Below are 23,917 nucleotides of genomic sequence, written 5' to 3'. Positions count from 1 at the left end.
CCACCGCCGCCCCGAGTTTCAGCCCTGCGGCGGCTCCGGGGCGTCGGGCTCGCGGCGGGGCGCTTCCTGAGCCTGCGCGCGCCTCGGTACGGGGCCCGCGAGGCGGAAAACACGGGACCCGCCCGGAACGTGGTTCGCCTCGTCCTCGGGCGGGTCCGCGGCCGGCGGCCGTGCCGCGGGCGGCCGCGTACGACGGGCGGCTTCGCAGCCGGAGCAGGGCAGCCGGTTACGCGTTGGGGCGCAGGGTCCAGACGACCGTCATTTCACCGGTCACGGCCTCGTCCTCGCGCTGGATGGCGATGGTGACGGGGAACTCGGGGCGGCCGCCCGCGTCGAGTTCGGCGATGACCTCGGCGGCCGGGCGGCCGAGGGTGGCGGTGGCCGTCACGACGCCCTTGGCCAGCTTCTTGTAACCGATCTCGGCCTTGACGGCCAGCGGCACGGCGCGCGAGAGCTGCTCGCCGAAGGCGGCCAGGACGATCGCGCCGCTCGCCGACTCGGCGAGGGTGAACATGGCGCCGGCGTGGGGGCCGCCCACGTGGTTGTGGAAGTCGGGCTGGTCCGGCAGCCGTACGACCGCGCGCTCGGGGGTGGTCTCCAGGAACTGGAGGTTCAGGGTGCGGGCCATAGGCACCGTCGCGGCGAGCAGTTCGCCCACGTTCATCTGATCTGCGCTCATGGGACCCGATGTTACCCACGAGTAGGAGGCCTTGGCCAGACCTTCACAAGGGGCGGACGTGCCTCCTGACATCCACTCCCACTATCGTTACCGGCCATGTGGCCAGGACAGCAGCAGCCGCCCGGGGGACAGCAGAACCCTCAGGACGCGCATCAGAACCCGTACCAGCAGCAGGGACAGCCCGGGCAGGCGGGACAGCAGCCGAACCCCTACCAGCAGCAGCCCGGCTACGGATACCCGCAGGCCGGCTACCAGCTCCAGCCTCCGACCCAGCCCTGGGGCCAGCCCCAGCAGCCGCAGACCGCGCCGCAGCGGGGCGGCGGCGGCAGCCCGTACGCCACCAAGACCGTGGCCATCGTCGCGGCGGCCGCGGTCATCGTGGTGGCGGCCGCCACCGGCGCGTTCGTCCTGACCCGGGACGACAAGAAGAACGACGAGGCCGACGGCAAGCCCGCCGCGTCCTCCTCGGCCCCGGCCACCGCCCAGGCCCCCGCCTCGCCCGGCGCCAACCCGCGCGCCGGCGGCGAGGTCAAGCCGGTCGTCCCCGGCTGGAAGGTCGTCGTCAACCCCAAGCACGGCACCGCCTTCGACGTCCCGCCGGAGTGGGACGTGTCGAGCTCCGGCGTCATCGCCGGCTTCGAGGACGCCACCAAGAAGGACGGCAGCCCGATCGTCAGCTTCTCCGCGCCCGCCTTCTTCAAGAAGGACTGGTGCAAGGTCGACTCCGACAAGGACGGCCGCGAGGAGACGAGCGAGCTCGCCGGCACCGGCACCAAGGGCGGCCAGGGCGCCAAGGACACCGCCGAGGCCGTGAAGAACGAGGCCGGCAACTGGGTGTTCGCGGCCTTCGCGCAGAAGGCGCCGAAGGGCACCGTCAAGGTCTCGGACCCGAAGGAGTACACCACCACCTCCGGGCTCAAGGGCCACATGGCCACGGCGACGGCGATCGGCGTGCCCAAGGAGAACAAGTGCTCCTCGGACGGCAAGTCGATCGCGTTCAGCTTCAAGACCTCGAACGGTGACTTCGCCAGCTGGGTCCTGTTCGCCGCCTCCGGCGTCCAGGGCGAGGTCCCCCAGGAGACCATGGACAAGATCCTCAGCTCGGTACGCCTGAACGGCACCCCCAGCAACAGCTGACCCGTCCCTCGCCCCGGTCCCGAATCCGTTTGGATTCTCGGCCCGGGGCGGGGATAGTCCGGGGGTGAGCTCTCCTCCCCTCGCCCCGTCCCGTACGACCGCACCGCGCCGCCGCCCCGCCTGGGCCGGCCGCAACTACACCCTGCTCACGGGCGCCGCGGTCGTCACGAACCTCGGCAGCCACGGAGCCCTCATCGCCTCCGCGTTCGCCGTCCTGGAGGCGGGCGGGTCCGGCGGCGACGTCGGTCTGGTGGCGGCGGCGCGCACGCTCCCGCTCGTCCTCTTCCTCCTCATAGGCGGCGCACTCGCCGACCGGCTGCCGCGCCACCGCGTGATGGTGGCGGCCAACGCCCTCAACTGCGTCTCGCAGGCCGCCTTCGCCGTCCTCGTACTGGGCGGACACCCGCAGCTGTGGCAGATGATGCTGCTCACCGCGCTCTGCGGCACCGGCACGGCCTTCTTCAACCCGGCCGCCGAGGGCATGCTGCTCTCCAGCGTCTCCGGCGAGCACGCCAACCGCGCCTTCGCCCTCTTCCGGATGGCCATGAACGGCGCCGGCATCGGCGGGGCGGCCCTCGGCGGAGCCATGATCGCCGCGATCGGCCCCGGCTGGGTCCTGGCCGTGGACGCCGCCGCGTTCGCGCTCGCCGGAGCCCTGCGCGCCTTCCTCGACGTCAGCCACGTCGCCGACCGCGCTCCCGGCGGCGGGCTGCTGGCGGACCTGCGCGAGGGCTGGGTGGAGTTCCGGACCCGGCCCTGGCTGTGGAGCATCGTGCTCCAGTTCTCCGTGGTCGTCGCCGTCGTCGGCGCGGCCGAGGCGGTGTACGGGCCTCTGGTCGCCCGGGACCGGTTGGGCGGGGCGGCCCCCTGGGGCCTGGCACTGGCCTTCTTCGGCATCGGCACCATCGCCGGGGCCGTCCTGATGATGGTGTGGAAACCGCGCCGGCTGCTGCTGGTCGGCACCCTGTGCGTGTTCCCGCTGGCCCTGCCCTCGGCGGGGCTGGCGGTGCCGCTGCCGGTCTGGGGTCTGTGCGCGGTGATGTTCGTCAGCGGCACCGCCATCGAGGTGTTCGGCGTGAACTGGATGACGACCATGCACCAGGAGATCCCGGAGGACAAGTTCTCCCGGGTCTCCGCCTACGACTGGTTCGGCTCGGTGTCGATGCTCCCGCTGGCGACCGCCGTGGCGGGCCCGGTCGAGTCGGCCTTCGGCCGCACCTCCGCCCTGTGGGGCTGCGCCGCCCTCGTCGTGTTGGGCACCGCGGCGGTCCTCTTCGTACCGGACGTACGCCGCCTGACGCGCAAGCCCGCTCCTCCGAAGGCCGCCTCGGTCCCGGCCCCCGCCCCCGACCCGGCGGCCCAGACGCCCACCGGCGTCACCCCAGGCTGAACGCGCCCTCCGGCGGCTCGGGCGAGGCGACGGCGTCCGCGTCCGCCACGGGCGCCGCCCCCTTCATGAACCGGGCCAGGGCCGCCCCCTCCTCCACCCGCGCCGGGAACGCGTCCGCCGCGCACCTGCGCGACAGCGCGGCCACCGGCAACGGCGCGTCCGAGGCGAGCAGTACGGCGTTCCCGAACCGTCGCCCGCGCAGCACCCCCGGCTCCGCGACGAGCGCGAGCTCCGAGAACACCGCCCCGAAATTGGCCAGCTGGGCCCGCAGGAAGGCGAACGGCGCCCCATCGGCCAGGTTCGCCGCGTACACCCCGCCCGGCCGCAGCACCCGCGCCGCCGCGCGCGCGTACTCCACCGAGGTCAGCTGCGCCGGTACGCGCGAGCCGCCGAACACGTCGGCGACGAGCACGTCCGCGCTGTCCGCGGCCGCGCCCTCCAGCCAGGCCCGCGCATCGGCGGCGTGCACGGTGACGTCCGCTGCGGCCGGCAGCGGCAGGTGCTCCGCGACCAGCTCCACCAGGGCGGCGTCGAACTCCACGACCGACTGCCGGGAGCCGGGCCGGGCGTGCGCCGCGTAGCGGGGCAGGGTCAGCGCGCCGCCGCCCAGGTGGAGCAGGTCCAGCGGAGCCCCCGGCTCCGCCACGCAGTCCAGTACGTGCGCGAGCCGGCGTACGTACTCGAACTCCAGGTGCCCGGGATCGTCGAGGTCCACGTACGACTGCGGAGCTCCGTCGACGGTCAGCAGCCAGGCCCGCTCCCGGTCCACGTCCGGCATCAGTTTGGCGGTGCCCTGGCCCACGTCCCGGACGACCGGGATCTGTTCGTCGCTCACCGCACCATTGTCGGGCAGGCGGCGGGTCAGCCCGCCCAGACGGCGGCCGCCTCGGCCGCGTGCCCGGCTGCCTGCGCGAGGCCGGCCCGGGCCGCCGGGTCCCGCCGCGCCGGGTCCAGGACGTTGCGCCCGAAAGCCTTGCGGGCCTGCGCGGACGGGGTGATCAGCAGCACCTTCGCCCCCGCCTCGCGCAGCCGCGCCGCCTGGGCGGCCGGCGAGGGAACGAGCCCGGAGCCGAGCGACATCGGCGCGAGGATCACCACCCGCCCGTAGCCGGAGGCGAGGTCGGCGTTGGTCGCGGACCGGATCCCGCCGTCGATGAACCGCCGGCCCCCGACCGTGACCGGCGGCCACACCCCCGGCACCGCGCAGCTCGCCGAGACCGCGTCGACCAGCCCGGCCCCGCTCTCCCGGTCGAAGGCGGCGAGCTCTCCGGTGAGCGCGTCGACGGCGGTGACGACCAGCCTGCGCTCGGGCCACGCGTGCGAGAGGAGCCGGGCCGCCAGCACCTTGCGCCGCTCCGCCTCCGCTACGGTGTCGGCGGCGAGCGCGAGGGCGCCGACCCGCCTGCGGTAGCTCTCCGGATCCCGCGAGCGCACCATCGCGACGGCGTACCGGGCGATGAGCCCCGTACCGAGCCGGGCCACGGCCTCGCCCGCGGGCTCGCCGAGCTGGCGCTCGTACAGCTCCTGCGGGGTGAGCAGCCCGGAGGTGAGCTGGGCGCCCACCACCGAGCCGGCGGAGGTGCCGACGACGAGGTCGGCGGCGGTCAGGTCCACACCCGCCTCGGCGAGCCCGCACAGGATCCCCGCCTCCCAGCCGATGCCGGTCAGTCCCCCGCCGCCCAGCACCAGTGCCGTATCGCCGCTCATCCCGGCCCGCCCCCTCTTCGTACGCCCGTGGTGACGGCAGTCTGGCGCAACCGGACCGCCGCCACCACGGCGGGGACGCCTCCGCGTGCGCTACGTCAGCCGAGCACGGCCGAAACCGTCCCCGCGCCCACCGTCCGCCCGCCCTCGCGGATCGCGAAGCCGAGGCCCGGCTCCAGCGGTACGTCCCGCCCGAGCTCGACCGTCATCGTGACCGTCTCCCCCGGCCGGGCCACCCCGGCCGTCCCCAGGTCCACGTCCCCCACGACGTCCGCGGTGCGGATGTAGAACTGCGGCCGGTACCCGCTCGCCACCGGGGTGGTGCGACCGCCCTCCCGCGCGGAGAGCACGTACACCTGCGCGGTGAAGCGGCGCCTGGGCTCGACGCTGCCGGGCGCGGCGACGACCTGCCCGCGGCGCACGCCCTCGCGCGGCACCCCGCGCAGCAGGAGCGCAACGTTGTCCCCCGCTTCGGCGGACTCCATCGGCTTGCCGAAGGTCTCCAGGCCGGTCACCACGGTCTCGACCGGCTCGCCGTCGCCGCCCAGGACGCTGACGCGGTCGCCGGTGCGGACGCTGCCGCGCTCGACGGCGCCGGTGACGACCGTCCCGCGCCCGGTGATGGTCAGCACGTTCTCCACCGGCAGCAGGAACGGCGCGTCCGTGTACCGCACCGGCATCGGCACGTACGTGTCCACGGCGTCGAGCAGCGCCTCGATCGCCCCGGTCCAGCGCGGGTCGCCCTCCAGCGCGCCGAGTCCGGAGACCCGTACGACCGGGGCGCTGTCGCCGCCGTACCCGTTGGCGGTGAGCAGCTCGCGGACCTCCAGCTCGACCAGGTCGGTGAGCTCGGGGTCCCCGGCGTCGGCCTTGTTGAGCGCGACGACGATGTGGTCTACGCCGACCTGCCGGGCGAGGAGCACGTGCTCGGCGGTTTGCGGCATGACCCCGTCGAGCGCGGAGACGACGAGGATCGCCCCGTCGAGCTGGGCGGCGCCGGTCACCATGTTCTTGACGTAGTCGGCGTGCCCGGGCATGTCCACGTGGGCGTAGTGCCGGGTGTCGGTCTCGTACTCGACGTGCGTGAGGTTGATGGTGATGCCGCGCCGGGCCTCCTCGGGGGCCCGGTCGATGCGGTCGAACGGCACGAAGGAGGCGCCGCCGCGCTCGGCGAGGACCTTGGTGATGGCGGCGGTGAGGGTGGTCTTGCCGTGGTCGACGTGACCCATGGTGCCGATGTTGAGGTGCGGCTTGGTGCGCACGAAGGCCGTCTTGGCCATGATGTCTTCCCGCATGCTTTCCGAAGTGGAGACGGGACCCCTGGAGCGAACCGACCCTCCCCCTGTGGGGTCCGCCGGACGATCCGGGAAGGGTCAGCTTCGTGCGCCGTCGAATGCGGTGAGGGCGGTCGCCTCGATGACTTCGAGTGCCTGGAAGAGGAATGCGGCAGCCTTCGGCGCGTCCGCGACTGCGGACGGTGCGAGGAGGAAGGCGTACCGGGACATGGCACAGATCCTGCCGGACCGCCCTGGCCGCGTCGAATGAATTACCGCGCCGTCAGAGGTTCTTGAGTGCCTCGCGCACCGACAGCGGGGAGAGCCAGTCCCGCTGCGCCGCGACGAAGGGGCGGACCGCCTCGGGGTCCGTCTTCGCGTACTCGCGCAGCGCCCACCCGATGGCCTTGCGGATGAAGAAGTCCGGGTGAGCGCTCTGGAGCCGGCAGTAGGCGAAGAGGCGCCCGGTATCCGTCGCGGACCACTCGTCCATCACCGCCGCCCGCTCCGGGTCGGCCGCCGCCCCGTAGGCCGTGGTGAGGCGCTCCACGAGGGTGTCCGCGAGGGCGCTGCGCGGGACCTTCGGGGGTCGCCGGTCGTTCGGCCGCATGAGGCCCAGATTACGGCGCGGCGCCGCATTCGTCGGCTAGTCTCCCCGGATGTCCCTCCTCCTCGCGCCGTGGACCCGGCTGTCGCTGCTCGTCGTGCTGCTGCTGGCGGCCGGCGTGTGCGTCGTGCTGTACGAGCCGCAGCGCATCCTGTCGGAGGGCCGGCCCCCCGGGCTGCCGGTCGGCGCGGCGGTCCTGCTGTTCGCGGCCGCGTACGGGGTGGGCACGGCGGCCCTGGTGCCGCGCCCGCTGCTCAACCTCGCGGCCGGAGCCGTCTTCGGCGTCCCCTTCGGCCTGGCCGCGGCGGTCGCCGGCTCGGTCCTCGGCGCCGGGATCTCCTTCGGGCTGGGCCGGATGATGGGCCGCGACGCCGTACGGCCGCTGCTGCGCGGCCGCTGGCTCCAGGCGGCCGACGACCAGCTGGCCCGGCACGGCTTCCGCTCCTTGCTGGCGGTCCGGATCTTCCCGGGACTGCCCTTCGCGGTCGCCAACTACGCGGCGGCCGTGTCCCGTTGCGGCTGGCTGCCCTTCCTCCTCGCGACGGCGATCGGCGTGGTCCCCAACACCGCCGCGTACGTGGTCGCGGGCGCGAGCGCCTCCTCCCCGGACTCCCCCGCCTTCCTCGCCTCCTTCGGGTTCATCGCCGTCTCCGCGGTGGCCGCCGCCGCCGTCGGGTGGCGTCGGCGGCACCGGCTGATGCCCGTACCGGCGTGCGAAACGCACGATCCGGCGCCGGTGCACCCCCCTGTGGTCAGTGCCGCTCCCCACGGGCCCTAGCATCGGACCCGAACTTCCCGACGATCACAAGGACGAGCGCACCCCGACATGAGCTGGTTCGAATCCCTAATCCTCGGTCTCGTCCAGGGGCTTACGGAGTTCCTCCCGATCTCCTCCAGCGCCCACCTCCGGCTGACCGCGGCATTCGCCGGCTGGACGGACCCGGGCGCGGCCTTCACCGCGATCACGCAGATCGGCACCGAGGCCGCCGTGCTGATCTACTTCCGCAAGGACATCGCGCGGATCATCTCCACCTGGTTCCGTTCTCTGTTCACGGCGTCGCTGCGCTCGGACCAGGACGCGAAGATGGGCTGGCTGGTGATCGTCGGATCGATCCCCATCGGTGTGCTCGGTGTCGCGTTCAAGGACCAGATCACGGGTCCGGCCCGTGACCTGCGCCTGACCGCCACCACCCTGATCGTGATGGGCATCGTCCTCGGGGTCGCGGACCGGCTGGCCGCCCGCGACGAGGAGGGGGGACGGCACCGCGCCGTCCGCGAGCGCAAGACCCTCAAGGAACTGAGCGTCAAGGACGGCCTGATCTTCGGTCTGTGCCAGGCGATGGCCCTGATCCCGGGCGTCTCCCGCTCCGGTGCGACGATCTCCGGCGGTCTGCTGCTGGGCTTCACGCGTGAGGCGGCCGCCCGCTACTCGTTCCTGCTCGCCATCCCGGCCGTACTGGCCTCGGGCGCGTTCGAGATCAAGGACGTCATCGAGAGCCCGGGGCACATCACCTGGGGACCGACGATCTTCGCCACGGTCATCGCGTTCTTCGTGGGCTACGCCGTCATCGCGTGGTTCATGAAGTTCATCTCCTCCAAGAGCTTCATGCCCTTCGTGATCTACCGGATCGCCCTCGGCATCGCGCTGTTCGTACTGATCGGCATGGGCGTGCTCAGCCCCTTCGCCGCCGAGTCGGCCGGCTGACACCGCCGCCGCTCACCGCTTCGCGTGAACCGGAGGCCGTTCGGGAACGTTCCCGGGCGGCCTCCGCGTCGTTGTGCCTGAAGAGACCTGAAGAGACCGGAAGGCAAACAAGGGGTGTCCCATGGGTCGAGTGGTGCTGGAGCGGTTTCCGGCCGGAAGTCCGCGGGGAAGCTGGCCCGCCGAGGAGTACGCGGCCGAGCGGATGCGCGAGGGCGTGCCGGCGGAAGTGGTGATGGACCTGGCCACCGACGCGTTCCTCGTCGTGGTCCGGCAACGGGAGGCGCATTCCGGTCACTGATCCACCGCCCGCGGATCCGGGCCGCGCACGCCCCTTGGCCTCGCCGCCCCGCACCCCCACACTGACCCGATGACGCAGCGTGTGGACCTGGCCACGGTCATGGACCGGATGGCGATCGACGAGGTGGTTTCGGGGTACGCGGTGGCCGTGGACGACGGCGACTGGACGGCGTACCGCGCGCTGTTCACCCCCGCCGGGCGGGCCGACTACAGCTCGGCGGGCGGCATCGAGGGCCCGGCCGCGGAGGTCGCGGACTGGCTCGCGCAGACGATGAAGCTCTTCCCGGTGCGCCAGCACCTCATCGTGAACCGGCTGGTCCGGCTGGAGGACCGCGGCGGCTGGCCGGGCGACCGGGCCGAGGTGCGGGCGGACTTCCTCAACCCGATGCGGCTGGCCGGACCCGAGTTCGACGGGACGGTGACCGCGCCGAACTTCGTTGCCGCCGGCCGCTACACCTTCGGCCTCGCCCGCGGGTCCGACGGCGGCTGGCTGCTCACCCGCGTCACCGTCCACGAGAAATGGCGGCACATGAGCGCCTAGCCGGAGTGAACCCGTTCGAACGGCCGCCCCGGCGGCCCGGTCCCACACTGGAAGCGGAGGCGCGCCATGGGCTCGAAGCGGATCCGGTACCGGCGTGCGGCGGCCGCGGTCGCCGCCGGGGCGCTGCCGTGCCTCGCCTTCCCCGCCCCCGCGCTCTGGTGGTTCGCGTACGTCGCCCTCGTGCCCTGGATGCTGCTGCTGAGGTCGGCCCCGACCGGGCGGCGGGCGGCCCTGGAGGGCTGGCTCGGCGGCGCCGGGTTCATCGTCGCCGTCCACCACTGGCTGCTGCCCAGCCTGCACGTGTTCCTGCTGCCGCTGGCCGCCCTGGTGGGGCTGCTCTGGATCCCCTGGGCGCTGCTGGTGCGGGAGTTCCTGGGCGGGGCCCCCGACCCGGGCCGCGCGGCGGCCGCGCTCCTCCTCGTACCAGCGGGCTGGCTGCTGTCCGAGCTGGCCCGGTCGTGGCAGGGGCTGGGCGGGCCGTGGGGGCTGCTGGGGGCCAGCCAGTGGCAGGTGCCCCCCGCGCTGCGGCTCGCCTCGGTGGGCGGGGTGTGGCTGGTGAGCTTGCTGGTGGTGGCGGTGAACTGCGGGCTGGTGCTGCTGATCGCCGTTCCGGGGGCCCGGGTGCCCGCGGTGGCCGGAGTGACCGGGTGCGTGGTGCTGACGGGGGCGGTGTGGCTGTGGGTGCCGCGGCCCGAGGTGTCGGGGGCGCTGCGCGTGGCCGTCGTACAACCGGGTCTGGTGGCGGACGGCCCGGACAGCACGGAGCAGCGGTTCGCCGCGGGGGAGCGGCTGACCCGGGCGCTGGCCGGGCAGCGGGTGGATCTGGTGGTGTGGGGCGAGAGCAGCGTCGGGGCGGATCTGGCCGCGCGCCCGGACCTCGCCGGGCGACTGGCCGCGCTGTCCGCGCAGATCGGGGCCCCGCTGCTGGTCAACGTCGACGCACGGCGGCCGGCGGGACCGGTGGCGACGCCGTACGCGGCCCCGTACGCGGACGCGTTTGCGGCCCCGGTCGCCGTGGCGGCCGCGACCGCGGACGGCGGCATCTACAAGAGCTCCGTCCTCGTCGGCCCGCGCGGACCGACGGGCGACCGGTACGACAAGATGCGCCTGGTCCCCTTCGGCGAGTACATACCGGCCCGCTCCCTGCTCGGCTGGGCCACCTCGGTCGGCAAGGCCGCCGGCGAGGACCGCCGGCGCGGGGCCGAGCCGGTCCTGATGGGCCTGCCGGGACGTCCCGGGGTCCGGATCGGCCCGCTGGTCTGCTTCGAGTCCGCCTTCCCCGACATGAGCCGCCGCCTCACCCGCGACGGGGCCGCCCTGCTGATCGCCCAGTCGGCGACGTCCAGCTTCCAGCGCAGCTGGGCCCCGGCGCAGCACGCCTCGCTCGCCGCCCTGCGGGCGGCGGAGGACGGCCGCCCGATGGTGCACGCCACGCTCACCGGGATCAGCGCGGTGTACGGCCCCTCCGGCGAGCGGGTCGGAGCGGCCCTGCCCACCTCCGCCCGCACGGCCCGGGTGTACGAGGTCCCGCTCGCCCGCGGCTCGACGTACTACGTCCGCTTCGGGGACTGGCCCGTGGGGGCCTGCCTGGCGCTGCTGGCGGTGTACTGCGCGGCCGAGGGCGCCAGGTCCCTCGGGCTCAGGAAGCCCGCTCCTGCTCCAGAGCCGACGACACCACCCGCTCGCACAGCTCGTGGGTGAGCAGTGCGTCGCGGGCACTGAGCGTGCTGCCCGCCGCCACGGACTCCAGGAAGGCGTCCACGACCTGTTCGATGCCGCGCTGGCGGGCGACCGGCACCCAGTCCCCGCGGCGCCGCACCGTGGGCTGGCCGCGGTGGTCGATGATCTCGGCGAGGTTGACGACCTGCCGCTTGGTGTCCTGCCCGGAGACCTCCAGGACCTCCTCGGTGGAACCGGAGAGCCGGTTCATGATGCCGAGCGCGGTGAAGCCGGGGCCCGACATCTGGAGGACGACCTGGTGCATCAGCCCGTCCCGGACCTGGGCGCGGACGTCGATGTGGTCGGCCTCGCCGGGGAGCAGGAAGCGCAGGGTGTCGACGACGTGGATGAAGTCGTCGAGGACGAAGGTCCGCGGGTCCTCGGGCAGCCCGACGCGGTTCTTCTGCATGACGATCAGGTCGCGCGGGTGCTCGGCGCACTGCGCGTAGCCGGGCGCGTGGCGGCGGTTGAAGCCGACGGCGAGCGACACCCCGCGCTCCTCGGCGAGTTCCACGAGCCGCCGCGAGTCCTCCAGCTCGTAGGCGAGCGGCTTGTCCACGTACGTCGGTACGCCCGCTTCGAGCAGCCGCGTCACGATCTCGGGGTGAACGGCCGTCGGGGCGTGCACGAATGCCGCGTCGAGGCCCTCGGCGAGGAGGCCGTCGAGGGTGGTGTGACGGCGGGCGGCCGGGATGTGGTGGATCTCCCCGATCCGCTCCAGCGTGGCCGGGGTCCGGGTCTGCAGGTGCAGTTCCACGCCCGGGCGGGCGGTGAGGACGGGCAGGTACGCCTTCTGGGCGATGTCGCCGAGTCCGATGACGCCGACCTTCACCGGGAACCTCCAGGTTGATCCTTCTGGGACCTGGGCAGCTTAATCCCTGGTGGCGGGGGCCGCGTTCGCCGAGGATGGCGGCATGACCACCACCACCGGATCCCACCGCACCGAACCCTCCACCACCGCGACCGAGCGGGAGATGCTGGACGGCTGGCTCGACTACCACCGCGCCACACTCGCCTGGAAGTGCGAGGGCCTCGGCGACGAGCAGCTGGGCCGTACGCCGCTGCCCCCGTCCGAGCTGAGCCTGCTGGGCCTCGTACGGCACATGGCGGAGGTGGAGCGGTACTGGTTCCGGGAGATCATGCTGGGCGAGGACCTCCCCGAGCTGTACTGCACGCGGGAGGACCCGGACGGGGACTTCCACTTCGGCCCCGGCGACACGTGGGCCGAGGCCGAGCGGACCTGGCAGACCGAGGTCGAGCTGGCGCGGCAGGCCGCGGCCGGCCGGTCGCTGGACCTGCTGTCGGACGCCGAGAGCCACCACCGCGGCGAGACGTTCAGCCTGCGCTGGGTCTACACCCACATGATCGAGGAGTACGCGCGCCACAACGGGCACGCGGACCTGCTGCGCGAGCAGATCGACGGCGCGACGGGCGACTGACGCGAGCGGAGCGTCCGGCGGCCGCGCGGGGAGCGGGTGCCGGGGGCGCTGCGCACAGGTGACGGGCGGGTGTCCGGGGGATGTCCGTCACCCGTGCGGGGTCATTTTCGGCTGCGGGTTTCACAACGGGGTCCTCGCACAGCAGAGTTGCGCGGGTGCATCCCACGCGAACCACGACAAAGCTGCTGCTCGGAGTCGCCTGTGCCGTCTCGGCCGTCTCCGGGTGCGTGAATGTGACCCCCGCCCCGATGCAGCCGGCGGCCGCCCCCGGTGCCACCGCGGTGCCGCCGCGGCACGAGCCGCGCGGCGGACCGGGGGCCGTGCCGGTGGAGGTCCAGGCGCCGGCGCTGGAGGCCCTGAAGGCCGTGCCCGGCCGGCCCGGGCGGCCGGAGACCACCACCGAAGGCGTGAAGTCCGCGGCGCGCGGCGCGGCGCCCGCGACGGGCGGGGCCGCCCCGGCGGCCGGGGCGGCCGCACAGGCCGTCCCGCCGGTTCCGGACATCCCCGAGCCGCGCCGGCCCGCCCGGCGCCGCCCAGGGGGCAAGGACGGCCGTGCGGACTCCTCGGGGCCAGACGCGAAGGTTCCGCGCGAGCTGATGAAAGAGCTGTCGGTCCGGCCCGCCGACGTCTGCGCGCTGGGGCGCCGGCACGGACGCTGGCACCCGGACAGCCCGGAGGCCCGCATCTGCGCGGGCGTGCACGGTCCCTAGGTCGTGTCCTTCGGATCAGGGCGGGCGGCCCGGGCCCGTCATGATCCGAAAGGCACGGCCTAGGGGTGCTGCTCCGGGAACGGCCGGGGGCCCCGGGGCGGCTCCCCGGCCAGGCGCCGCTCCAGCCGGGCGATGGCGGCCCGTACGCCGTTCCCGTACCCGTCATCGGACAGCGCCCCGGTGGCGGCCCGGGCCCGGGCCAGGTGCAGTCGCGCCGCCTCGGGCCGCTGGAGCTTGACGTAGTCGGCGGCCAGGTTGAGGTGCAGCGACGGGTAGAACACCCGCACGGCCGGATGGGGCTCGTGCTGCGCCGGCAGCCCGTCCCGCGACCCCGGCCCCACCCCGTCGGCGGCGGTCAGGGCCCGCAGGTCCCAGGCCAGTTCGTCGGCGGGGTCGTCCTGCGCGTCGGCCATGTAGTGCGCGAGCGTGCAGCGGTGGAGGGAGTCGCCGTCCTCGGCGATCTCGGTCCAGATCTCGCCGAGGCGGTTGCGGGCCTCCTCGCGGTCACCGGCGTGCAGCAGGATGACGGCCTGGCCGATCCTGGTCATGACGGCGTCCTCCGACGCCTCCTGCTGCTCCGTCACGGCGGCCTCCGGCTCGCTCTGCCGGACCCGCTCCGGTCCGGTCGTCACGACGCTAGCCGGAGGCGCCGGTTCTGGCACCGAGGCGCGGTGGGGCGTCAGCCCAGGTCCGGGATCGTCCAGTCGATCGGCTCATGGCCCTGCGCCGCGACGGCCTCGTTGATCTGCGTGAAGGGCCGGGAGCCGAAGAACTTCTTGGCCGACAGCGGGGAGGGGTGGGCGCCCTTGACGACGACGTGCCGCTCCTCGTCGATCAGCGGGAGCTTCTTCTGGGCGTAGGCGCCCCACAGGACGAAGACGGCCGGGTCGGGGCGGTCGGCCACGGCGCGGATGACCGCGTCGGTGAACTTCTCCCAGCCCTTGCCCTTGTGCGAGTTGGGCTCGGCCTCACGGACGGTGAGGACCGCGTTGAGCAGCAGGACGCCCTGCTCGGCCCAGGGCATCAGGTACCCGTTGTCCGGGATGGGGGTGCCCAGCTCCGCGTGCATCTCCTTGTAGATGTTGCGCAGGGAGGGCGGGGTCTTGACCCCGGGCCGCACCGAGAAGCACAGCCCGTGGCCCTGGCCGGCGCCGTGGTACGGGTCCTGGCCGAGGACGAGGACCTTCACCCGGTCGAACGGGGTGGCTTCCAGGGCGGCGAAGACCTGCTCCCGGGGCGGGTAGACCGGCCCGTTCGCCCGCTCCTTCTCGACGAACTCGGTGAGCTCGTTGAAGTAGGGCTTCTCCAGCTCGTCGCCGAGGACGGGGAGCCAGGACTCGGGCAGCATCTGGGTCACGTCTACAACCTCCGGTACAAGTGTCGCGCGACTGCGCGGTGCAACAGCTCAGAACCTACCGGGGGCCACTGACAACGCCGCATCCGCGGGCGCCCGGAGGCTCCCGCGGATGCGGCGTGGGTACGGCGGGGTACGCAGGGCTACCAGCTGGTCTTGCGGTACAGCTCCCACATCTGCATGGCGGTCTGCGGGTCGAGCGCCCGCTCGGCGCCCGCGATGTCCTCGCGGGCGGCGACGTACAGCTTGCCCTGCCACAGCGGGAGCAGCCGTACGTCCTCGGCGAAGATCTGCTGGGCCTGCTCGAACTCGCGCACGCCGGCCGAGCGGTCGCTCTCGCGGCGGGACTTGGGCAGCAGGTCGTTGAGGATCTCGTTGGGCTCGTACGGGGTGCCGACCGCGTTCTCCTTGCCGACGAACGGCGCGATGAAGTTGTCCGGGTCCGGGAAGTCGGGGAACCAGCCTCGGCCGAAGACCGGGTACTCGCCGTTCTTGTAGCCGACCTGGAACACCTTCCAGGGCTGGCCGCGGAGGGTGACCTTGAACAGGTTGCTCTCGTCCAGCTGGCGCTTGAGCTCGGTGAACTCGTCGGCGGTGGAGGCGCCGTAGCGGTCGGTGGTGTACCAGAAGGTCAGCTCGACGGGCTGGGTGATCCCGGCGTCCTTGAGGATCTTCTGGGCCTTCTTGACGTCGGCCTGGCCGTACTTGTCGTAGAACGGCGTCTTGTGGCCCACGACCCCCTTGGGGACCATCGAGTACAGCGGCTCGGCGGTGCCCTGGTAGACCTTGGAGACGATGGCGCCGCGGTCGATGATCTGGGCGATGGCCTGGCGCACCGCCGGCTTGGCGACCTGCGGGTCCTTGGGGTTGAAGACCAGGTAGCGGATCTCGGCGCCGACGTTCTCGACGACCTGGACGCCCTGCGCGTGCGAGGCGGGGGTCTGGAGGTCCTTGATCTCGGGGGCCGACAGACCGCGGTAGGTGGCGTCGATCTCCTTGGCCTTGAGCGCGGCGACCATCTTGGTGGAGTCCGCGAAGTAGCGGATCGTGACGCCGTCGTTGCGCGGGTTCGCGAAGCCGTTGTAGGAGGCGTTCTTGCCGAGGACCGCCTCGCCGCCCTCCTTGTACGAGTCGAGCACGAACGGGCCGGACCCGGTGATCTTGCCGTCCTCGCGGACCTTGTCGGCCGGGTACTCCTTGGGCGCGACCAGCGAGGCGGCCGGCGAGCCGAGGACGAAGGGGAAGGTGGCGTCCGGGGTCTTCAGGTGGAAGACGACCGTCAGCGCGTCCGGGGTCTCGATCTTGTCCAGGCTGCCGAAGAGGTCCTTGGGGCCCGTCTGCGAGTTGATCGTCCGGATCCGGTCGAGGGAGTGCTTGACCGCCTTGGCGTCGAGCGGCTCGCCGTTCGAGAACTTCAGGCCCTTCTTCAGGACGCAGCGGAACGACTCGTTCCCGGAATCCGTGAACTCGCAGCTCTGGGCCGCGTCGGGCTGGGGCTTGGTGGCGCCCGTCGGGAATGCCAGCAGGGTCTGGTAGACGTTCCGGTACAGCTCCCAGGAGCCGTCCCAGGCGGCGGCGGGATCGAGGGTGCTCGGGGCGCTCGTCGTGCCGACGACGATTCTCTTCGCGGCGTCGCTGCTGTCGTCCGAAAGCAGACCGCATCCGGCGAGCAGGGATATGGACGCAAGGGCTGCAGTGATCTGCAGGCATCTGGTCCGGATGAACACGTGCACGCTCCTCGATCAGCCAGGGGTGCGGCAGACCCTACCTCAGTGCCTCACAAATCCAATGGGCAGGTTTCATGTGGCACTTGACCGATTTCGTGCACGTTAGGTACGCATTTGCCTCCCCTCGGGAGGCAAATGCGTCCGATTATCGATCAGTGCACTCCGGCATTGAGGAACATTCCCCCGTCAACGACGAGAGTTTGGCCTGTGATCCATTCCGCTTGTGCAGATGTAAGAAAAGCCGCCGCCCCGCCGATGTCCTCCGGGAGCCCCAGACGGCCGAGCGGGTAGGCCGCCGCGGCCTCCTGCTCGCGGCCCTCGTAGAGCGCCTGCGCGAACTTCGTCTTGACCACCGCGGGGGCGATCGCGTTGACCCTGACCCCGGGCGCCATCTCGTGGGCGAGCTGGAGGGTGAGGTTGACCATGGCGGCCTTGCTCATCCCGTACGCGCCGATGAAGGGCGAGGCGGAGACGCCGGCGATGGACGCGATGTTCACGATCGCGCCGCCGTTGTCCTTCTGCCAGGCGTGCCAGGTCCGCTGGGCGAATCCGAGCGCCGAGATCACGTTGGTCTCGAAGACCTTGCGCGCCACACCGAGGTCCAGGTCCGCGATCGGACCGAAGACCGGGTTGGTGCCCGCGTTGTTGACCAGGAAGTCGACGCGCCCGAAGGCCTCCATCGTCCGCTCGACCGCGACGGCCTGGTGGGCCTCGTCGTGCGCCTTGCCCGCCACGCCGATCACCCGGTCCGCGCCGAGCGCCTCGACGGCCTCCTTGAGCGCGTCCTCGTTGCGCCCCGTGATGCACACCCGGTCCCCGCGGGCGACGAGCGCCTCGGCGATGCCGTAGCCGATGCCCCGGCTGCCTCCGGTGATCAGCGCGACCTTGCCGCTGTCCGCCGCCCTCTGCGTGCTGCTGTCCGTCATGTGCTGCGCCTGCCTCTCGTCAGTTGAGCGGGCCGCCGGCCACGTACATGACCTGGCCGGAGACGAAGCCGGCGGCCTCGCCCGTGAAGAAGGCGATCGCGTTGGCGATGTCGTCCGGGCGGCCGACGCGCTGCACCGGGATCTGGGTGGCAGCGGCGGCCTGGAAGTCCTCGAAGCCCATGCCCACGCGCGCGGCCGTCTGGGCGGTCATCTCGGTGACGATGAAACCGGGGGCGACGGCGTTGGCGGTGACGCCGAACTTGCCGAGCTCGATGGCCAGGGTCTTGGTGAAGCCCTGGAGACCGGCCTTGGCGGCCGAGTAGTTGACCTGACCGCGGTTGCCCAGCGCCGAGCTGCTGGAGAGGTTGACGATGCGGCCGAACTTGGCCTCCACCATGTACTTCTGACAGGCCTTCGACATCAGGAACGCACCGCGCAGGTGGACGTTCATGACGGTGTCCCAGTCGTTCTCGCTCATCTTGAAGAGCAGGTTGTCACGCAGCACGCCCGCGTTGTTGACCAGGATGGTCGGCGCGCCCAGGGTGCTCGCGACCCGCTCGACGGCCGCCTCCACCTGCGCCGCGTCGCTGACGTCGCAGCCGACGGCCAGGGCCTTGCCGCCGGCCGCCGTGATCGCCTCGACGGTGTCCTTGCAGGCCGCCTCGTCGAGATCGAGTACGGCGACCGCCCGGCCCTCTGCGGCCAGGCGTACGGCGGTGGCCGCGCCGATGCCCCGGGCCGCCCCGGTCACGATCGCGACGCGCTGCTCGGTGGTGGACATGGTGGATCTCCTCGCCCTCGGAATCCTCGTCAGCGGCCACCCGTAGGTGAGCAACCGCTTAGTAGCTTCAGCTGAGGAGACGCTAGGAGCCCTGGCACCCGGTGTCAACGGCCGCCGCCTCCAGGGCTCCCCGAGGCGGCGGCTACCGTCGTACGGATCGCCTCCCGGCGCCCCGTACGATCAGCGGATCACCGGACCAGCAGGTCGAGCAGCCGTTCCACCTCGGCCTCCGGATCGGCCGTCAGGCCCGTGTGCACCGGGCCCGGCTGCACCACCGTGCTGCGCGGGGCGATCAGCCAGCGGAACCGGCGGCCCGCGTCGTCGCCCGCCGCCTGGCCGGCCAGCTCGCCGCCGCTGCACACTCCCTCGACGGCACGCAGGGCCGCCCGTACGCCCGGCACATCGGCCTTCGGGTCCAGGGCGAGGAGCTTGGCCTCGTCCAGGTGGGTGCGCGCGGCCACGTACGAGCGGGCCCGGCAGTAGACGATCACGCCGGCGTTGAAGCACTCGCCGCGCTCCATCCGGGGCACCACGCGCACCAGCGCGTACTCGAACACGTCCCGCTTGGTCACTCGTTGTCGCTCTTGTTCTTCCGGGGGCGGGGGTCGAGGCGGTCGGCGAGCCAGCCGGGGGGACCCGACCGGGGCTTCACCTCGGCCTCCATCGAGATCCTCTCGTGGATCGTGGCCGCGCGCGGCAGCAGCACGTCCACGTAGGCGCGGCGCAGCGCGTCGGTGGAGTCGAAGCCGGGCTCGTCCACCAGCCACTCGTCGGGCACGTCGGCGACGACCTCGTCGAGCAGCTCCCGCGTCACCAGGGGCGCGAGCGCGGCGGCGGCCGCCGCGATGTCCGGTCCGACGGGTGCCAGGACGTGGTCGGAGGCGTTGTACGGCTTGGCGGCGGCGCTCTGGGCGGTGGGCCAGTTGTGGTGCCAGATCATGGTGGCGCCGTGGTCGATGAGCCAGAGGTCACCGTGCCAGACCAGCATGTTCGGGTTGCGCCAGGACCGGTCGACGTTGTTGATCAGCGCGTCGAACCAGACCACGCGGCCCGCCTCGGCGGGGTCCACCTGATAGGCGAGCGGGTCGAAGCCGATCGACCCGGGCAGGTAGTCCATCCCGAGGTTGAGTCCGCCGCTGGCCTTGAGCAGCTCCTGGACCTCCTGGTCGGGCTCGCCGAGCCCGATCACGGGGTCGAGCTGCATCTGCACCAGCCGCGGGACCCGCAGGCCGAGGCGCTGGGCGAGGCGCCCGCAGACGACTTCGGCGACCAGGGTCTTGCGCCCCTGGCCGGCTCCGGTGAATTTCATGACGTAGGTACCGAGGTCGTCGGCCTCGACGATCCCCGGGAGCGAGCCGCCCTCACGCAAGGGCGTGACGTAACGGGTCGCGATCACTTCGGACAGCATCAGCCCAGGTTACGGGGGCCGGCGCGGGGATCCCACCGGTCAGGCCGGGGCCCACTGCGCGAGGAGGGCCTCGGTGGTGGTGACGGTCGCGACGAGCGCCAGCGCGTTGCGGATCACCTCGGCGGTGTACGCGGCGGGCACCCCCGCGATGGCGTCGGAGGGGATCACGACCCGGTATCCGAGGTTCACGGCGTCGAAGACGGTGTTCGGGATCGCGATGTTCGAGGAGACCCCGGTGACGACGAGGGTGCGGATGCCGAGGTTGCGCAGGAGCGCGTCCACGTCGGTGCCGGCGATCGGCGAGAGCCCGTGCAGCCGGCGGACCACCAGGTCGTTTCCGGCCACCTCGATGGGGGCCGCCACCTCCACCGCCGCACTCCCCGACAGCTGTCGGACGGGCAGTTTCCCGGCGGCCCGGAACAGCCGCGCGTTGTCGTTGGCCGCCAGTCCGTCGGGGCGCCGCTCGGCGACCGCGTGCAGCACCTGTACGCCGGCCGCGTGCGCGGCCCCGACCAGCGCGGCCACCCGTCCCAGCATCCCCGAGTCCCGCGCCTCCTTGGCGAGTTCCGGAAGGGCGCTCTCCTCCCCGACGACGCCGTTCTGGCACTCGACGGTGAGCAGCGCGGTGGTGGCGGGATCGAGTTCCGGCATGGCTCCCCCTGGTGTGACGGCCGTCGATCCCGCATGATTCCTGACACTCAGTCAGATGTGAAGGGGTGCGGGACGGATGGACGGATCACAGCGGCGGGGCCGCCGCATCATGATGACCGACGCGGAAGTGGACGCCTTCCTGCGCGAGCAGCGCACCTGCCGGGTGGCGACCGTCTCCGCGGACGGCCGCCCGCACGTGGGCGCCCTGTGGTTCGCCTGGGACGGCACCTCGCTGTGGCTGTACTCGATCACCCGCAGCCGCCGCTGGTCGGACCTGCGGAAGGACCCGCGGATCTCGGTCGTCGTGGACGCGGGCGAGGCGTACGACGAGTTGCGCGGGGTCGAGCTGTCCGGCAGCGCCGTCTTCGTGGGCGAGGCCCCGCGCACGGGCGAGCCCTGCCCGGAGCTCGCCGAGGCGGAACGGCTCTTTCCGGCCAAGAACTTCGGGATCGAGGAGATGCCGCACGACGGCCGCCACGCCTGGATCCGCCTCACCCCGGAGTCGGTCGTCTCCTGGGACTTCCGCAAGCTCTGACCCGGCCGAGGGCTACACCACCGTGGCGGCGGCCTGTTCGAGCGCCGCCACGGCGGCCCTGATCGAGGGCCGCCGGTCCGCGTCCGCCCGCCATACGACGTACACGTGGCGCCGGACGGAATCGCTCACCGGCAGCAGCCGGACCCCGGCCGGCACCGGACCGCGCCCGAGCCGGGGGGCCACGCACACCCCGAGCCCGGCCTCCACGAAGGCGAGCTGGGTGTGGTGCTCCTCGGCGATGTGCGCGATGCGCGGCTCGATGCCGGTACCGCGCAGCGTGTACACCAGCCACTCGTGGCAGAACTGCCCCTCGTTCCAGGAGATCCAGTCGTCGTCGGCGAACTCGGCCATGGAGATCCGGTCGCGGCCGGCCAGCCGGTGGCCGGCCGGGACGGCGATGTCGCAGGAGTCGTCGAGCAGGTGCGCCCGGGTGAGCTCGGCGGGCACGGGCATGCGCTTGTTGTGCCAGTCGATGGCCAGCGCCAGGTCGAGGTCCCCGCGGACGACCGCCGCCATGCTGTCCTCCGGCTCCTGCTCCCGTACGAGGGCCCGCAGTTCGGGGTGGTCGGCGCGCAGGGCGGTCAGCGCCTGGGGCAGCAGCCCGCGCATGGCGGTCGGAAAGGCGCCGATCCGCAGCTCGCCGACGGCGCAGCCCCGCCGGGCCTCGACGTCGGCCTGGGCGAGCTCGACCTGGGAGATGATGCGGGCCGCGTGATCGGCGAGCAACCGCCCCGCGTCGGTGAGCCTGACCCCGCGGCCGTTCTTGGCCAGCAGCGGCTGGCCGACCTCCCGCTCCAGCTTGGCCATCTGCTGCGAGACGGCGGAGGTGGTGACGTGGAGCCCGTCGGCCGCACCGCTGACCGAGCCGTGGCGGGCGAGGGCATCGAGGGTGCGCAGGCGCTCCAGGTTCAACATGTAAGCGATGCTACGCCGTCACTGCGAAGAATTCTCGCTTGTCCTACGTAGTTGAGCGGAGCAGAGTTCTCCTCATGAGCGCACCCGCCACCCCTCGCCCCGCCCCCGACCTCACCCTTTCCCCGCCGGCCGGCACCGCCCGCGCCGCCCGCGTGGACTGGCGCGTCCGCTTCGCGGTCCTCTCGGTGGTCTGGGGCTTCAGCTTCCTGCTGATCAAGGTGGGCACGGAGGCCTACGCCCCGTTCCAGGTGGCCCTCGGCCGGGTGTTCTTCGGAGCGCTCGCGCTGCTGACCGTGCTCCTGGTGCGCCGCGAGCCGCTCCCCCGCGGCCGCCGCACCTGGGCCCACCTGTTCGTGGCGGCGCTCCTGCTCAACACGGCCCCGTTCTCGCTGTTCTCGTACGCCGAGCTCAGCATCCCGTCGAGCCTGGCCGGGATCTGCAACGCCACCTCGCCCCTGTGGGGCATGGCGCTCTCGCTGGTGGCCCTCTCCGAGGACCGCCCCACGCGGCGCCGCTTCGCCGGTCTGGGCCTGGGCTTCCTCGGCGTCCTGACCGTGCTCGGCGCCTGGCAGGGCTTCTCGGGCATCGACGCCAAGGGCACCGCGCTCGCCCTGCTCGCCTCGCTCTGCTACCCGGTCGGCTGGATCTACGTCCGGCGCACGCTGGCCTCGGTCCCGGGCTCGCCGGTGGCACTGACCGGCGCGCAGCTGATGGTGTCCACGCTGCAACTGCTCGCGATGAGCGCCGCGTTCACCTCGGCCCCCACCTCGTTCCCGCTCTGGCCGACGCTGTCGGTGATCGCGCTCGGCGCCCTGGGCACGGGGATGGCCCTGCAGATGCAGTACGGACTGGTGACGGAGATCGGGCCGACCACGGCCCAGATGGTCACGTACTTCATCCCGGTCATCGCCACCACGGCGGGCGTCCTGCTCCTCGGCGAACAGCTCCACTGGAACACCCCGGTGGGCGCGGCGATCGTCCTGGCCGGAGCGGCCCTCACCCAGACCCGCCGCCGCTAGGCCGTGCCCTTCGCCCGGGCCCGCCCTTCCCCGGCGGGCGGTCAGTCGAAGCGGCCGCCCGCCGGGCGGCGGACCGACGCGGCCACCGCCGCCGCGAGGCCCGGCACTTCGCCCGGCTGCACGCTCGACACCGTGATCCGTACGCCCGGCCCCGACTCCACGCGGAACCGGCCGCCCGGAGCCGCCGCCCAGCCCGCGGCCAGCAGCCGTGTCACCGCCCCCGTCTCGTCGGCGACCGGCACCCACACGTTCATCCCGCTGCGCCCGTGCGCGGGCACGCCCCGCTCCCGCAGCGCCGCGACCAGCGCGTCCCGCCGCTCCGCGTAGGAGCGCGCGACCGCCGCCCGGTCCACCGCCCCCGAGTTCCACAGCTCGACCACCGCGTACTGGAGCAGCCGGCTCACCCACCCCGGGCCCAGCCGCTGCCGCCCCCGCACCCGGTCCAGCGTGACGGCGTCGCCGGTCAGCACCGCCAGCCGCAGGTCGGGCCCGTACGCCTTCGCCGTCGACCGGACCAGCGCCCAGTGCCGGGTCACCCCGCCGAGCGAGTGCAGCGGCAGGTCCACGATGGCGTGCCCGTGGTCGTCGTCGACCACCAGCACCTGCGGGTAGCGCGCCAGCACGGCGCGCAGCTCCGCCGCCCGCCCGGCGCTCACCGCCGCCCCGGTCGGGTTCTGGGCCCGCGCCGTCACCAGCAGCGCCCGCGCGCCTTCCGCGAGCGCCCGCTCCACGGCGGGGACCACCGGTCCGTCGTCGTCCACCGCCACCGGGAGCACCCGCAGCCCCAGCGCTGCCGCCAGGTCCAGGACGCTCCCCCAGCCCGGATCCTCGATCGCCACCGCGTCCCCCGGCCGCAGGTGCGCGGCCAGCACCCGCTCGATCCCGTCCAGCGCGCCCGAGGTCACCCCCACGGGCCCGGCGGGCACGCCGTCGGCGTCGAGGTCGGCCCGGGCCAGCCGCTCCAGTTCGGGCACCACCGGGTCGTCCCCGTACAGCGTGGGGGTCCGCGCGTACCGCCGGGCGGCCTCGGCCAGGGCCGCGTCCAGCGCGGGCAGCAGCCGTACGTCCGGATTGCCGGACGCCACGTCCCGCACGCCGGGCGGCACCGCCACCCGCAGCTCGTCGCGCGGGGCGCTGGCCGGGCGCCCGCGGACCCGGCTGCCGCGCCGCCCGTCGGTCTCGATGACCCCGCGCTCGCGCAGCGTCCGGTAGGCGGCGGCCACGGTGTTCGGGTTCACCCCGAGCACGCCCGCGAGCTCCCGCATCGGCGGCAGCAGCGCTCCCGGCGCCAGCGCGCCCGATCCGATGCCCGCCTCGACGCTCGCCGCGATATCCGATGCGCGACGCCCTGTGATCCGATACTCTCCTAGCACAAAGCCCAGTATGCACTAGTACAACG

At 73.1% G+C, this 23,917-nt stretch carries 27 protein-coding genes and 1 pseudogene; 11 read left to right on the top strand and 17 right to left on the bottom strand.

Translation table 11 applies throughout. The features are described from left to right. Nucleotides 1-226: 226 nt before the first annotated feature. A complete protein-coding gene (locus CP980_RS28225; protein WP_180291172.1) occupies nt 227-679 on the bottom strand; it encodes a DUF4442 domain-containing protein in 453 nt (150 codons plus the stop codon). Nucleotides 680-775: 96 nt separating this feature from the next. On the opposite strand from CP980_RS28225, the gene CP980_RS28220 reads away from it, so the two are divergent. After that, nucleotides 776-1,816 (top strand): DUF8017 domain-containing protein, encoded by a 1,041-nt coding sequence (locus tag CP980_RS28220; RefSeq protein ID WP_150529325.1) that lies wholly within the window; start codon nt 776-778, stop codon nt 1,814-1,816. Between the two features lie 64 nt (nt 1,817-1,880). After that, nucleotides 1,881-3,206, top strand: a complete 1,326-nt coding sequence (locus tag CP980_RS28215; protein WP_132758667.1) for an MFS transporter — start codon at nt 1,881-1,883, stop codon at nt 3,204-3,206. On the opposite strand, the gene CP980_RS28210 is transcribed toward CP980_RS28215, so the two are convergent. From CP980_RS28210 to CP980_RS36005, 5 genes and pseudogenes are all read right to left on the bottom strand, one after another. Further along, nucleotides 3,193-3,984, bottom strand: a complete 792-nt coding sequence (locus CP980_RS28210; protein WP_150530380.1) for a spermidine synthase — start codon at nt 3,982-3,984, stop codon at nt 3,193-3,195. The two genes, CP980_RS28215 and CP980_RS28210, sit on opposite strands and share 14 nt — an antisense overlap. A gap of 83 nt (nt 3,985-4,067) precedes the next feature. Continuing rightward, nucleotides 4,068-4,913: a patatin-like phospholipase family protein gene (locus CP980_RS28205; protein WP_132758665.1), complete on the bottom strand. Its 846-nt coding sequence runs from the start codon at nt 4,911-4,913 to the stop codon at nt 4,068-4,070. Between the two features lie 95 nt (nt 4,914-5,008). Further along, nucleotides 5,009-6,190, bottom strand: a complete 1,182-nt coding sequence (gene tuf / locus CP980_RS28200) for an elongation factor Tu (protein ID WP_150530379.1) — start codon at nt 6,188-6,190, stop codon at nt 5,009-5,011. A 93-nt stretch (nt 6,191-6,283) separates the two neighbouring features. Next, nucleotides 6,284-6,415, bottom strand: coding sequence for a hypothetical protein (locus tag CP980_RS36425; protein WP_268257485.1), 132 nt, complete (start codon nt 6,413-6,415; stop codon nt 6,284-6,286). Between the two features lie 52 nt (nt 6,416-6,467). Continuing rightward, nucleotides 6,468-6,704 (bottom strand): annotated as a pseudogene (locus CP980_RS36005) (DNA alkylation repair protein); the annotation flags it as partial. Between the two features lie 139 nt (nt 6,705-6,843). Between CP980_RS36005 and CP980_RS28190 the strand changes: the two are divergent. The 5 genes from CP980_RS28190 (at nt 6,844) to lnt (ending at nt 11,035) form a co-directional block, all read left to right on the top strand. Further along, a complete protein-coding gene (locus tag CP980_RS28190) occupies nt 6,844-7,569 on the top strand; it encodes a TVP38/TMEM64 family protein (protein ID WP_150529324.1) in 726 nt (241 codons plus the stop codon). 48 nt (nt 7,570-7,617) lie between these two features. After that, a complete protein-coding gene (locus CP980_RS28185; protein WP_150529323.1) occupies nt 7,618-8,496 on the top strand; it encodes an undecaprenyl-diphosphate phosphatase in 879 nt (292 codons plus the stop codon). Between the two features lie 121 nt (nt 8,497-8,617). Further along, the gene (locus CP980_RS28180) at nt 8,618-8,794 is read left to right on the top strand and encodes a hypothetical protein (RefSeq protein WP_099893904.1); all 177 of its coding nucleotides are present in this window, start codon (nt 8,618-8,620) and stop codon (nt 8,792-8,794) included. Between the two features lie 69 nt (nt 8,795-8,863). Next, nucleotides 8,864-9,334: a nuclear transport factor 2 family protein gene (locus CP980_RS28175; protein WP_189999271.1), complete on the top strand. Its 471-nt coding sequence runs from the start codon at nt 8,864-8,866 to the stop codon at nt 9,332-9,334. A 66-nt stretch (nt 9,335-9,400) separates the two neighbouring features. Next, on the top strand, nt 9,401-11,035 hold the full coding sequence (lnt, locus tag CP980_RS28170) for an apolipoprotein N-acyltransferase (protein ID WP_132758658.1): 1,635 nt from the start codon (nt 9,401-9,403) through the stop codon (nt 11,033-11,035). On the opposite strand, the gene CP980_RS28165 is transcribed toward lnt, so the two are convergent. Then, nucleotides 10,974-11,885 carry a Gfo/Idh/MocA family protein gene (locus CP980_RS28165; RefSeq protein WP_132758656.1) on the bottom strand — a complete coding sequence of 304 codons (912 nt, stop codon included), beginning with the start codon at nt 11,883-11,885 and terminating at the stop codon, nt 10,974-10,976. The genes lnt and CP980_RS28165 overlap by 62 nt on opposite strands. Before the next feature lie 82 nt (nt 11,886-11,967). Here CP980_RS28165 and CP980_RS28160 point away from each other — a divergent pair, with 82 nt between their 5' ends. After that, nucleotides 11,968-12,492 (top strand): DinB family protein, encoded by a 525-nt coding sequence (locus tag CP980_RS28160; RefSeq protein ID WP_099893900.1) that lies wholly within the window; start codon nt 11,968-11,970, stop codon nt 12,490-12,492. A 155-nt stretch (nt 12,493-12,647) separates the two neighbouring features. Beyond that, nucleotides 12,648-13,202, top strand: coding sequence for a hypothetical protein (locus tag CP980_RS28155; RefSeq protein ID WP_229907482.1), 555 nt, complete (start codon nt 12,648-12,650; stop codon nt 13,200-13,202). A gap of 59 nt (nt 13,203-13,261) precedes the next feature. Here CP980_RS28155 and CP980_RS28150 read toward each other — a convergent pair whose 3' ends face one another. The 8 genes from CP980_RS28150 to CP980_RS28115 form a co-directional block, all read right to left on the bottom strand. Next, complete coding sequence (locus tag CP980_RS28150) at nt 13,262-13,786, bottom strand: hypothetical protein (protein ID WP_132758990.1); 525 nt, start codon at nt 13,784-13,786, stop codon at nt 13,262-13,264. Nucleotides 13,787-13,881: 95 nt separating this feature from the next. Next, nucleotides 13,882-14,550, bottom strand: coding sequence for a uracil-DNA glycosylase (locus CP980_RS28145; protein ID WP_132758989.1), 669 nt, complete (start codon nt 14,548-14,550; stop codon nt 13,882-13,884). Between the two features lie 149 nt (nt 14,551-14,699). Further along, nucleotides 14,700-16,283, bottom strand: coding sequence for an ABC transporter substrate-binding protein (locus CP980_RS28140; RefSeq protein WP_132758650.1), 1,584 nt, complete (start codon nt 16,281-16,283; stop codon nt 14,700-14,702). 152 nt (nt 16,284-16,435) lie between these two features. Continuing rightward, nucleotides 16,436-17,209 carry an SDR family oxidoreductase gene (locus tag CP980_RS28135; protein ID WP_132758648.1) on the bottom strand — a complete coding sequence of 258 codons (774 nt, stop codon included), beginning with the start codon at nt 17,207-17,209 and terminating at the stop codon, nt 16,436-16,438. 19 nt (nt 17,210-17,228) lie between these two features. Continuing rightward, nucleotides 17,229-17,990 (bottom strand): 3-oxoacyl-ACP reductase FabG, encoded by a 762-nt coding sequence (gene fabG, locus CP980_RS28130; protein ID WP_053789712.1) that lies wholly within the window; start codon nt 17,988-17,990, stop codon nt 17,229-17,231. A gap of 188 nt (nt 17,991-18,178) precedes the next feature. Then, entirely contained in the window at nt 18,179-18,562 is a 384-nt protein-coding gene (locus CP980_RS28125) for a DUF3037 domain-containing protein (RefSeq protein ID WP_132758646.1), read from the bottom strand. Then, nucleotides 18,559-19,398 (bottom strand): HipA family kinase, encoded by an 840-nt coding sequence (locus tag CP980_RS28120; RefSeq protein ID WP_132758644.1) that lies wholly within the window; start codon nt 19,396-19,398, stop codon nt 18,559-18,561. The genes CP980_RS28125 and CP980_RS28120 overlap by 4 nt, the downstream gene beginning before the upstream one ends. Nucleotides 19,399-19,437: 39 nt before the next feature. Next, nucleotides 19,438-20,049: an isochorismatase family protein gene (locus CP980_RS28115; RefSeq protein ID WP_132758642.1), complete on the bottom strand. Its 612-nt coding sequence runs from the start codon at nt 20,047-20,049 to the stop codon at nt 19,438-19,440. A 76-nt stretch (nt 20,050-20,125) separates the two neighbouring features. On the opposite strand from CP980_RS28115, the gene CP980_RS28110 reads away from it, so the two are divergent. Beyond that, nucleotides 20,126-20,584 (top strand): pyridoxamine 5'-phosphate oxidase family protein, encoded by a 459-nt coding sequence (locus CP980_RS28110; protein ID WP_123515477.1) that lies wholly within the window; start codon nt 20,126-20,128, stop codon nt 20,582-20,584. Nucleotides 20,585-20,596: 12 nt separating this feature from the next. On the opposite strand, the gene CP980_RS28105 is transcribed toward CP980_RS28110, so the two are convergent. Further along, nucleotides 20,597-21,499, bottom strand: coding sequence for a LysR family transcriptional regulator (locus CP980_RS28105; RefSeq protein ID WP_150529321.1), 903 nt, complete (start codon nt 21,497-21,499; stop codon nt 20,597-20,599). 38 nt (nt 21,500-21,537) lie between these two features. Here CP980_RS28105 and CP980_RS28100 point away from each other — a divergent pair, with 38 nt between their 5' ends. Further along, nucleotides 21,538-22,518, top strand: coding sequence for a DMT family transporter (locus tag CP980_RS28100; protein WP_165937332.1), 981 nt, complete (start codon nt 21,538-21,540; stop codon nt 22,516-22,518). 41 nt (nt 22,519-22,559) lie between these two features. Here CP980_RS28100 and CP980_RS28095 read toward each other — a convergent pair whose 3' ends face one another. Beyond that, on the bottom strand, nt 22,560-23,891 hold the full coding sequence (locus tag CP980_RS28095; protein WP_150529320.1) for an aminotransferase class I/II-fold pyridoxal phosphate-dependent enzyme: 1,332 nt from the start codon (nt 23,889-23,891) through the stop codon (nt 22,560-22,562). Between the last annotated feature and the right edge of the window lie 26 nt (nt 23,892-23,917).

The sequence above is a fragment of the Streptomyces vinaceus genome, from assembly GCF_008704935.1.
GTDB lineage: Bacteria > Actinomycetota > Actinomycetes > Streptomycetales > Streptomycetaceae > Streptomyces > Streptomyces vinaceus.
This window is presented reverse-complemented; position numbering and strand designations above follow the sequence as displayed.